7 protein-coding genes are annotated in these 10,907 nt (G+C 67.1%); 3 read left to right on the top strand and 4 right to left on the bottom strand.

The window, feature by feature from the left end; translation table 11 throughout:
- The first annotated feature begins 125 nt into the window (after nt 1-125).
- Nucleotides 126-2,450: a penicillin-binding protein 1A gene (locus tag AC1RJW_RS05655; RefSeq protein WP_493044134.1), complete on the top strand. Its 2,325-nt coding sequence runs from the start codon at nt 126-128 to the stop codon at nt 2,448-2,450.
- A gap of 45 nt (nt 2,451-2,495) precedes the next feature.
- Here the strand turns inward: AC1RJW_RS05655 and AC1RJW_RS05650 are convergent, their stop codons facing one another.
- Nucleotides 2,496-3,152, bottom strand: coding sequence for a TetR/AcrR family transcriptional regulator (locus tag AC1RJW_RS05650; RefSeq protein ID WP_493044133.1), 657 nt, complete (start codon nt 3,150-3,152; stop codon nt 2,496-2,498).
- Nucleotides 3,153-3,514: 362 nt separating this feature from the next.
- Here AC1RJW_RS05650 and AC1RJW_RS05645 point away from each other — a divergent pair, with 362 nt between their 5' ends.
- Nucleotides 3,515-4,429 carry a lipase family alpha/beta hydrolase gene (locus AC1RJW_RS05645; protein WP_493044132.1) on the top strand — a complete coding sequence of 305 codons (915 nt, stop codon included), beginning with the start codon at nt 3,515-3,517 and terminating at the stop codon, nt 4,427-4,429.
- Between the two features lie 10 nt (nt 4,430-4,439).
- A complete protein-coding gene (locus tag AC1RJW_RS05640; protein ID WP_493044131.1) occupies nt 4,440-5,360 on the top strand; it encodes a lipase secretion chaperone in 921 nt (306 codons plus the stop codon).
- A 3-nt stretch (nt 5,361-5,363) separates the two neighbouring features.
- On the opposite strand, the gene AC1RJW_RS05635 is transcribed toward AC1RJW_RS05640, so the two are convergent.
- From AC1RJW_RS05635 to AC1RJW_RS05625, 3 genes are all read right to left on the bottom strand, one after another.
- Nucleotides 5,364-8,105, bottom strand: a complete 2,742-nt coding sequence (locus AC1RJW_RS05635) for an ATP-binding protein (protein WP_493044130.1) — start codon at nt 8,103-8,105, stop codon at nt 5,364-5,366.
- Between the two features lie 98 nt (nt 8,106-8,203).
- Nucleotides 8,204-9,250: a putative bifunctional diguanylate cyclase/phosphodiesterase gene (locus AC1RJW_RS05630; RefSeq protein WP_493044129.1), complete on the bottom strand. Its 1,047-nt coding sequence runs from the start codon at nt 9,248-9,250 to the stop codon at nt 8,204-8,206.
- The gene (locus AC1RJW_RS05625; protein ID WP_493044128.1) at nt 9,250-10,848 is read right to left on the bottom strand and encodes a methyl-accepting chemotaxis protein; all 1,599 of its coding nucleotides are present in this window, start codon (nt 10,846-10,848) and stop codon (nt 9,250-9,252) included. The genes AC1RJW_RS05630 and AC1RJW_RS05625 overlap by 1 nt, the downstream gene beginning before the upstream one ends.
- Nucleotides 10,849-10,907 lie beyond the last annotated feature (59 nt).

Here is a 10,907-nt window from a genome sequence, read left to right as displayed (position 1 = left end):
GCACAGCCGCGTTTCGATGAAAAGGTTTTTTGCTCCCGGTCCCGGCGCCTTGCCCGCACGGGAAGCGCCGCCGCATTGGTCTATAATCGCTGCCACCGTGCCCTGCACGCTCACGTGAGACTGCCTTGACTGCCAAACGATCCGGATTCCCCTGGCCTTCCCGCCGCGCCACCGTGCGCGGCTTCATCATCGCCGGCTGCGCCGCGCTGGCCGCTGCCGTGCTGCTGGCCGCCTGGCTGTTCCTGTACGTGCGCCCCCGCCTGCCCGAGCTGGGCGTCATCACCGACTACCAGCCGAAGATCCCGCTGCGCGTGTACACGGCCGACAATGTGCTGATCGGCGAGTTCGGCGAAGAGCACCGCGACTTCGTGCCGATTGCGCAAGTGCCGGAAATGATGAAGAAAGCCCTGCTGGCCATCGAGGACAGCCGCTTCTACGAACACCACGGCATCGACTTCGTGCGCGCCGGCGGCGCCGTGCTGTCGAACCTGCGCCATGGCTTCGGCCACGGCGGCGGCTCCACCATCACCATGCAGGTGGCGCGCAACTTCTTCCTGACGCGCGAAAAAGTCGCCTCGCGCAAGCTCAATGAGATCATGCTGGCCCTGAAAATCGAGGCGGCCCTGTCGAAAGAGCAGATTCTCGAGCTGTACATGAACCAGATGTACCTGGGCCAGCGCTCGTTCGGCTTCGGCAGCGCGGCACAGACGTATTTCGGCAAGCCGCTGAATGAACTGTCGATCGCGGAAATGGCCATGCTGGCCGGCTTGCCGCAAAACCCCTCGCGCCACAACCCGATCAGCAACCCGAAAAAGGCCCATGCGCGCCAGCAGCTGGTCTTGAAACGCATGCGCGAACTCGATTACATCAGCGAAGGCCAGTACCGGCAGGCGCTGGCCCAGCCGCTGCATTTCAATACCCGCGGCAAGCAGGGTTTCGACACGCACGCCGAATACGTGGCCGAACTGGCGCGCCAGGCCGTGTTTGCGCAGTTCAAGGAAGACAGCTACACCAAGGGCATCAGCGTCTACACGACGATCCTGAAAGCCGACCAGGATGCGGCCTACGCCTCGACGCGCCGCAACGTCATCGCCTACGACCAGCGCCACGGCTACCGCGGCCCGGAAACCTTCATCGACATGCCGGCCGATCCCGAACAGCGCGACGACGCCATCGATGCTGCACTGCAAAAACGCCCGGACAGCGACGGCCTGATCGCCGCCGTCGTCACCGAGGTATCCAGCGGCAAGGTGGTGGCCGACACGGGCGACGGCGACGCCAAGGCCATCACGGGCGACGGCTTGCGCTTTGCCGCCCCTGCCCTGTCCGCCAAGGCGAGCGCCGGCATCAAGCTGCGCCCGGGCGCCGTCATCCGCATCAGCCAGGATGCCAAGGGCAACTGGGCCATCACGCAAGTACCGCTGGTGGCCGCCGCCTTCGTCTCGCTGGATGCGGACACGGGCGCCTATCACGCCATGGTGGGCGGCTTCGACTACAACCTGCAAAAGTTCAACCACGTCACGCAGGCCTGGCGCCAGCCCGGTTCGGCCATGAAGCCCTTCGTGTATTCGGCGGCGCTGGAAAAAGGCTTTTCGCCGGCCACCCTGATCAACGACGTGCCGCTGGAAATGCAGGCGGGCGGCAAGGTGTGGGCCCCGCAGAATGACGACTTCAAGTTCGACGGTCCCATCACCATGCGCTATGCGCTGGCGCAATCGAAGAACGTGGCTTCGGTGCGCATCCTGCGCGCGCTGGGCGTGCCGTACACGCACGACTTTATGGAGAAATTCGGCTTCGACCCGGCACGCCAGCCCAGCAATCTGACCATGGCGCTGGGCACGGGTTCCGTCACGCCCGTGCAGATGGCGGGCGCCTACGCTCTGTTCGCCAATGGCGGCCACCAGGTGGAACCCTACCTGATCGACCGCATCGTCGACGCCAGGGGCGCGGTATTGATGCAGACCAAGCCGCCCGCGCCGAACGACGACAAAACCCTGGCGCTGGACCCGCGCAACGCCTTCGTGATGGACAGCATGCTGCGCGAAGTGGCGCGCACGGGCACGGGCGCGGCGGCGACGAAGAAACTGGGGCGCAGCGACATCGCCGGCAAGACGGGCACCACCAGCGACGCCGTCGACGGCTGGTTCGCCGGCTACGGCGGCGGCATCGTGGCGGTGGCGTGGATGGGCTATGACGAGCCGAAATCGCTGGGCGGACGCGAATTCGGTTCGACCCTGGCCATGCCGATCTGGATCGACTACATGCGCACGGCCCTGGCGACGCGCCCGCAAATCACGCGCGCCGTGCCGGCGGGCCTGAGCCAGGTCGATGGCGAGTGGCTGTACGATGAATTCATCGACATGAACGGCGTGAAGACGCTCGACATGGATACTGAGACGCCGACCGATCCGGCAGCCGTGCCGGAGACGGTGCCGGTGGAAACCAACTGAATGAAAAAGCCAGGAGCGATCCTGGCTTTTTTTTTGACGGCGTTTTTACGGCGCCTTGACCATGCTCAGGTATCCGCGCACCGTCTGCACCGTGCTGTCGGCAAAATCGTCGACATTGACCTTCGCCGCGCGGTACTTCCAGCGTTTCACGTACCAGTCCTGGAACAGGGCCAGGCAGTGGGCGGCCAGCAAGGTGGGATCGCCCTGCGGCTTCGGTTCGATTTCGGCGATGGTGGCGGCGATCAGGGTCTGCACATACAGCTCGGAATTTTTCGCCATGCTGCGCTGCTCCACCTGCAGCACGCGCGAATCCATGAAGACAAAATAAAACCACGGCTGCAGCACTTCGGACAGGTAGATCGACGAGCGTATCATCGCCTCCAGGCGGTCCAGCGGCGACTTCACGTCGACGAACAGCAGCGGCAAGGCTTGCGTGGCGTGGCGCACCACGTCCTCGATCATTTCCGCCAGCTGGTCCTTGCTGGTGATGTAACCATACAGGCCGCCCATCGACAGCCCCGTTTCGCGGCACAGGTCGCGCAAGCTCATGGCGCGGAAACCCACGTCATTGGCCAGGCGGAAGGTGGCGACAAAGATGCGTTCGAGATTTTCCAGCGCCGGCTTGCGGCGTTTGACGCCGATGCGCTCCGCGTGGCGGTCAAGAATATATTCCCAGATGTTTTCGCCATTTAAGGGCGTCATCTGCTGAAACTGTTCAAAATTAAAATGGGTCGACAAGTGCATTCCCAAGTAACGGTGTATGAGCAATGTAAGACAGCACCTGGGCGGCGCTGCAAGACGGCGGGACGGCTGATGCGGGGCCGATTATAGCTCAGGAAAACAACTATTTGACTTTTCAACTATGCAATGGGCGCATACGCAACGCCAAATTCCCACAGTTATTGCGCTGCATCATGCAATTCAAATGCAATTTCAATCCAGCGGTGCTACATTCAAAAAACCGAGCGCTCGCTATTTTTAATGCATCGAGAATGTAAAGGAGCACCCGGCTCATCGCTACAGCATCGACATTTCCACTATTAATAATACATAACGGAGACAAAATGAAGACTCGCTTTTGGCAACTGCTATCCACCCTGCTGTTTTCCCTCGCCATCCTGCCCGGCAGCGCCAGCGCCGCCGGCTACACGCAAACCAAGTACCCGATCGTGCTCGTGCACGGCCTGTTCGGTTTCGACAAGCTGGGGCCCGTCGAATATTTCTATGGCGTGCCAGACGCCCTGCGCAGCGGCGGCGCGCAAGTGTATGTGACCACCGTCTCGGCCGCCAACAGCACGGAAGTGCGCGGCGAGCAGCTGCTGTCGCAGGTGCGGCAAATCCTCGCCGCCACCGGCGCGGCCAAGGTCAATTTGATCGGCCACAGCCACGGCGGCCCCACCGCCCGCTATGTCGCCTCCGTGCGGCCCGACCTGGTGGCGTCCGTCACCAGCGTGGCCGGCGTCAACAAGGGTTCCAAGGTGGCCGATATCCTCAGCGGCGCCATTCCCAACACCAGCGGCGCGCTGGGCAATGCGCTCGCTTCCCTGATCGGCATTTTGTCGGGCAACAAGGGCTTGCCGCAAAACGCGGGCGCCTCGCTCGCCTCGCTGTCCACGGCCGGCTCGCTGGCTTTTAACAGCCGCCACCCGCAAGGCGTACCCACCTCCGCCTGCGGCGAAGGCGCCTACCAGGTGCAAGGCGTGTACTATTTCTCATGGAGCGGCGCGCAGCCGTACACGAATGTGCTCGACGTGGGCGACCCGGCCCTGGCGGCCATCAGCCTGGCCTTCGGCGGCGTGAAGAACGATGGCCTCGTCAGCAGCTGCTCCAGCCACCTGGGCAAGGTGATCCGCGACGACTACGCCATGAACCATCTCGATGAAGTCAACCAGTTCGTCGGCATCGTCAACCTGTTCGAGACGAACCCCGTCACCGTCTTCCGCCAGCAGGCCAACCGCCTGCAAGGCCTGGGCCTGTAAGGAGAAACGCATGCACGCGAAATGGATCATCGGCGGCAGCCTGGCAGCCCTGGCCCTGTACCTGGCGTTGCGGCCGGGCGAACCGCCCGCAACGCCGCCGGAGAAGGCGGAACCGGACCTGTTCGCGTTCGTGCGTTCGATGGAAGGCACGCGGCCCGACGGCAACGTGACGGCGGCCGCCGGCGACAAGCTGGTGGTCGACGCGGAACTGGGCCACCTGTTCGACTACTACCTGGCAGGCCTCGGTGAAAAACCGCTGGCCGCCATCCGCAGCCAGATCGAGGCGGAACTGGACAGGCGCCTCGCGCCCGTCCCCGCCCGCGAAGCCAAGCGCCTGCTGGGAGCTTATCTGGCCTACAAGCAGGCGCTGGCCGGTGCGGAACAGGCCTTGCCGGCGCAGGCCGATCCCGCCGTGGCGGCGCGCGCGCGCCTGCAAGCGATGCGCGCCCTGCGTGGCAATTATTTTACGCCCGAGGAAAGCGCGGGCCTGTTCGGCGCCAGCGACGCGTATGACGACGACGCCGTGGCGCGCATGGCGATCCTCGGCGATACCTCGCTCGATGAAACCCAGCGCCAGGCGCAACTGACGGCGCTGGACCAGAAAATGTCGCCCGCCCAGCGCGATGCGCGCGACGCGCCCGTCAGGGTGGCGCAGCTGGACGCCTCCGTGAAGGCGTTGCGGGCGCAGGGCGGCGGCGAGAATGAAGTCTACCGCCTGCGCGCCAGCACCTTCACGCCGGCGGCGGCGGCGCGCCTGGCGGAACTGGACCGCGAGGAATCGCAGTGGCAGCAGCGCATCATCGCGTACCAGGCGCAGAAGGCGCAGCAGGCCGGCCTGCCCGGCGGCGCGCAGGATGCGGCAGCCCTGCAACGCTTGCGCGACGCCAGTTTCACGCCGGACGAACAGCGCCGGCTGGGCGCCTACGAATAGCCATCAAGCCAGCTGGGCCAGCAGCCGGGCCAGCAAGGCTGCTCCCGCCATCACGTCCGCGGTGTCACGCCCCTGCCGGTAGCCGGCATGGACCGGGGCCAGCAAGGCATGCGCGGCGGCGCCGTAGCCTTGCGCCTGCATCACGGCCGCCAGGCTGGTGGCGCAGCGCAGCTCCCAACCCGGCGCCTGCTGTCCCCTGGCCAGTTGCAGCGCCTCTTCCAGCTGCACGCGCACCGCTTCCAGGCCGGCCGCATCGTCTTGCGCCAGCGCCCGCCAACGGTGGTGCGCGTCGCGGCGCAGCACTTCCGGCGCGCTCCATGGCGCCAGGCCCGTGCGCGCGCGCCGCAGCGCCTGGCTATCGGCGGCCGCGTCGTGCAGGGTGGCCATCAAATCGATCTGTATCGGCCAGCTGCGCACGGAAGACCAGGGAAATTCCGTCAGCGTATCGCCCGCATCGAGCAGCCGCCGGTAGGCGGCGCCCCAGGCGCTCCAATACAGCAAGCCATAGCGGGCCGCATGCTCGCACAGCAGGCAAGTCCAGGCATGCGCCAGTCCCCGCTGCCCGCACCACAGGGCGACGGGAATGGCATTGATGGCCAGCGCCACGCACAGCGTGACGCCATTGTGCTCGAAGCCCACCGTCACCGCCTCGCGCGCCAGCGCCAGTGCGTCGTCGGGGCGACCCTGCATCCACAGGCAGCGCGCCAGCGTGCCGCGCAGGCAAACCTGGTGATCGGCCAGCAAGGCATTGTTGAAGCCAAGCTGCCCGGCGCCCTCGGGATGCGCGAGCACCATGCGCGCCAGCGCCGCCGACTCCGCGTAGCGTCCGCGCAGATACTCGCCCGCCGAGCGCATGCGCGCCAGCACCAGCCGCATCGCCGTGTCGTCGCGCGCTTCGCACATGAGGGCCAGCTGGGCCACGTAACTGTCGGCGCGCTGGAAATCGGCGAGCTGCAGGCTGCAGATCCACATGCCGCAAATCGCTTCCACACGGCGGCTGTCATCGTCCGTGCGCATGGCCAGCGCATAGCCGCGCTGGAACGAACGCAGCATGGTGCCGGTGACGCCCTGCGTATGCAGCAGCAGGTGCGCCTGCGAGGCATGCAGCTGCATTTCGCTGTCGGGGTCGTCCACTGCCTGCGCGGCCATGCACTCGAGCGCCCGCTCGACGCGCACGCGGTATTCATCCATCAGCGACAACTGATAGAACAGGGTTTGCGCGGCCAGGGTCAGGGCCACGCCCAGCGCCACGTCGCCATCCTCGCCGAAGGCCCAGTCGATGGCGGCCCGCAGGTCATCCACATGGCGGCCGTAGCGCGCGCTCCAGTGCGCCGGCGGCATGCTCTCCCAGTCGGCGGCGATGCGTCCGGCCAGGCCCAGGCAATGGCGCGCATGGCGCCGCAGCACGGCGCCGGCGTCCCCGCCCGCGGCCAGCTGCGCGGCGGCGTAGGCGCGCGTGGTGTCGAGCAGCCGGTAATACACGTGCCGGCAGCAAAACTCGATGCTGACGAGGGACTTGGCAGCCAGGTCGGCAAGCGTATCGAACACGTCGCAGCCCGCCACGGCGCTGGCCGACTCCAGGCGGAAGCGGCTCTTGAACACGCTCAGCGCCTGCAGTACCTGACGCTCTTGCGCGTCGAGCAGGCCGTAGCTCCAGTCCAGGGTGGCGCGCAGGGTCTGGTGGCGCAAGGGCATGTTGCGCGCGCCGCGCGTGAGCAGGCGAAAGCGGTCGTCGAGCTGGCGGCGCAATTCGTGCAGGCCGAAATGGCCTATGCGCCCGGCCGCCAGCTCCAGCGCCAGCGGGATGCCGTCGAGCCGCCGGCAGATATCCACCACCACGGGCACGTCGGCGTCGGCCAGCACGAAAGTACCGTCGACGGCCGCGCAGCGTTCGCAAAACAGCTGCACCGCGGCGAAATGCCGGGCCGCCGCCGCGTCGGGCACGGCATCGGCCGGCGGCAATTCCAGCGCGGGCAGCCGCAGCAGCTGCTCGCTGGTGATGCGCAGCGGCTCGCGGCTGGTGGCCAGCACGTGCAGCAGCGGCGCGCCCTTGAGCAAGGCGTCCGCCAGCATGGCGGCCGCGCCGATCACGTGCTCGCAGTTATCGAGCACGATCAGCATGTGGCGCGGGCGCAGGTAGGCCAGCAGAACCGGCATGGCGTCGCCGGCCGGTACCGCCACCCCCAGCGCCGTGGCCAGCGCCAGCGGCACCAGGCGGGCCTCGTCCAGCGGCGCCAGGTCGACGAAACACACGCCATCGGCATAACGGCGCAGCACGCGCGTGGCCAGGACGACGGCCAGCGTGGTCTTGCCGATGCCGCCCGGACCGGCAATGCACAGCAGGCGCAATTGCAGCAGCTGATTGGCCATCGTTTGCAGCGCCTCGGTGCGGCCCAGCATGCGCGTCAGCATGACGGGCAGGTTATGCCGCGGCTCGGCGCCCGCCGCTCCGGGCGCCGGCTGCCCAGTGTGCGCCAGCGGCGCCAGGAAGCCGTAGCCGCGCCCGGGAATGGTGGTGATGTAGCGCTGGCCATCGCGGCCATCGCCAAGTGCCTTGCGCAGCGCCGCCAGATGCACGCGCAAGGTCGCGTCGTCGACCACGGCATTGGGCCAGACGATGGCCACCAGTTCATGCTTGTCGACGACGTCGCCGGCGCGCTCCAGCAGGGCCAGCAGCAAGTCCATGGCCCGGCTGCCCAGGCGCAGCGCGCGATCGCCCTCGAACAGCACGCGTTCTAGCGGCAAAAGGCGAAACGGGCCGAATACATAGGCCGGGACGGGACTGTTTATCATTCTTGCGTGGGGGAGAAGTGTTAAAGCATGCGGCTTGCAGTGGCCATATTTTACTGAGCATCCACGCCAGGCCGCATGGCGCCATGTTTCGGCACTGTTACAAGGCCGGCCTGCGCGCCGTTGGCCAGCAGTGCGGCCACGTCGGCCGCGCACGCCGGGCGGTGCAGGTAAAAGCCCTGCACCTGGGGGCAGCCCAGCCGCCGCAGCCGCGCCAGCTGTTCGCCGTGTTCCACCCCCTCGGCCAGCACCTGCAAGCCCAGGCCGCGCGCCAGCGCAATGGTCGAGGCGACGATCACAGTGTCACTATCTGCGCTGCCTGCGCTACCCAGGTCGCGGATGAAGCAGCGGTCGATCTTGATGGTGTGAATCGGCAGCATCCTGACATGGCTGAGCCCCGAATGGCCGGTACCATAGTCGTCGAGTGAAATGGCCAGGCCCAGCGCACGAAGCCGGCGCAATACCTGCGTCGCCTGCGCCATGTCGTCGATGCAGCAGCTTTCCGTCACTTCCAGCTCCAGCAGGCCAGGCGCGATGGCGTGCCGCCGCAGGCAGCGCAGCACGAAGTCCGGCAAGTGCGGCTGGCACAGCTGGCGCGCCGAGATATTCACCGCGACAGGCACCAACGGCAGGCCCGCCGCGCGCCACTGCGCCAGCTGGCGGCAGGCCGCATCGATGCCCCAGTTGCCCAGCGCGACGATGGCGTCGGTCTGCTCGGCCAGGCCGATGAATGCATTCGGGTAGATCAGGCCGTGGCGCGGGTGGTCCCAGCGCAGCAGCGCTTCCAGTCCCACCAGGCGCAGTTGCGCCGTATCAAACTTGCCCTGGTAGTGAAAGCAGAATTCGCCGTCGCCGATGGCGCTGTCCAGGCGCGCCTGCAGCTCCCGGCTGCGCGCCGACGCCATGCGCGTGCCGCCGCGCCCATCCAGCGCCCGCCACAGCATGGCGCAGCCTGGCGCCAGCGCCGCCAGTCCCACCAGCGCCACGTGACGCGGCTGGGCATCGTCCAGCCAGATGCCCAGCGGCAGGCAGACGGCGAGCGCAGCGCACAGCAGCGCCCGCGCGCGCGGGCCGTGCCAGAACCTTGCCAGGCGCGCCACTAGGCCAGCAGGCGCGGCACGGCCGGCGCGCTCCGGCGCGGCAAGACGTGCGCAGGCCCCTGCTGCAGGCGAAACACGCTGACCACCTGCAGCAGGTTCGCCGCCTCGCCTTCCAGCGATTGCGATGCGGCCGCAGCTTCTTCCACCAGGGCGGCGTTCTGCTGCGTCACTTCGTCCATCTGCACGACCGCCTGGCTGACCTGGCCGATGCCCGTGCTTTGCTCGGCGCTGGCAGCCGTGATGTCGGCCACCATCTGGCTCACGCGCCCCACGGCCGCCACCACTTCCTGCATGGTGGCGCCGGCCTGCGCAACGAGGGCCGCGCCCGCGTCGACCTGCTGGGTGGAATTGGCGATCAGGGCGCGGATATCGCGCGCCGCCGCCGCGCTGCGCTGCGCCAGGCTCCGCACTTCCGTCGCCACGACGGCAAAGCCGCGCCCCTGCTCGCCCGCGCGCGCCGCTTCCACGGCCGCGTTCAGCGCCAGGATATTCGTCTGGAAGGCCAGCATGTCGATCACGCCGATGATGTCGGCAATCTGCGCGGATGACGCGCTGATGGCGTCCATCGTGTGGATCACCTGGCCCACGGCTTGCCCGCCGGCGCCGGCGATGTTCGCCGCCTCGACGGCCAGGATGCTGGCATGGCGGGCATTGTCCGCATTCTGCTGCACGGTGGAGCTGAGCTCCTCCATGGCCGACGCAGTCTGTTCGAGCGAGCTGGCCTGCTCCTCGGTACGCGAAGACAGGTCGCTATTGCCGGCCGCGATCTGCGACGAGGCCGTGGCGATGGTGTCGGTGCCGCTGCGTACCCGCTGCACGATCTCGAGCAGGTTGCCGTTCATGATGCACAGCGCGTCGAGCAGCTTGCCCGTTTCATCGCCGCCGTGGCGGCCGAAGGTCGATGTCAGGTCGCCGGCGGCCACGGTCTGCGCCACGGTCAAGGCATGGCGCAGCGGATGCACGATGCTGCGCGTGACCAGCCATGCCGTCACCAGCGAGAAACCGATGGCCAGGGTGCTCAGCGCCAGCATCATGGTGCGCGCCGACAGATATTCTGCGTGCACCCGGGCGCCCGCCTCTTCCATGCGGTCGTGCTGGTGCGTAATCAAGGTTTCCAGCGCCGCCATGTAGCGCAGCTGGTCGTTGCGCACGGTGCCCAGCAGCAGCTCCGCCGCCTCGGCGCGCGCATCGGCGTCGAGCAGGGCCAGCACCTTGTCGCGGCCCTCGTTGAAGGTGGCGCGCGCCTGCGTCACGGCCGCCATCAGCGCGCGTCCCTGCTCCGACAGCACGATGCGTTCGAGCTGCGCCAGGCGCTGCTCCGTATCCGCGCCCGCCTTGGCGATGCTCGCGCGCTCCTGCGCCAGCTGCTGCGGCTCCGTCATCAGCAGCAGGTTGCGCGAGGAACGCGCGATGATGTTGACATTCTTGATGATGTCGTTGGCCAGCACGGTTTTCTGATATTTGTCATCGATCACGTCGCGCATGCGCAGCTCCAGGCTGGACAGGCGCAACATGCCCAGCGCGGCAGTCGCCAGCAGCAGCAAGGTCAACAACGCAAAGGAGCAGCGCAGGCGCGTGCCGATTTTCATATTTGCCATCTTTATTCGCATCCTTCAATGTGGTGCATCGGTCACCGCGCCGGGCTCGCATGCAAGGC

It is taken from the genome of Janthinobacterium sp. GW822-FHT07A03, from assembly GCF_058798815.1.
This window is presented reverse-complemented; position numbering and strand designations above follow the sequence as displayed.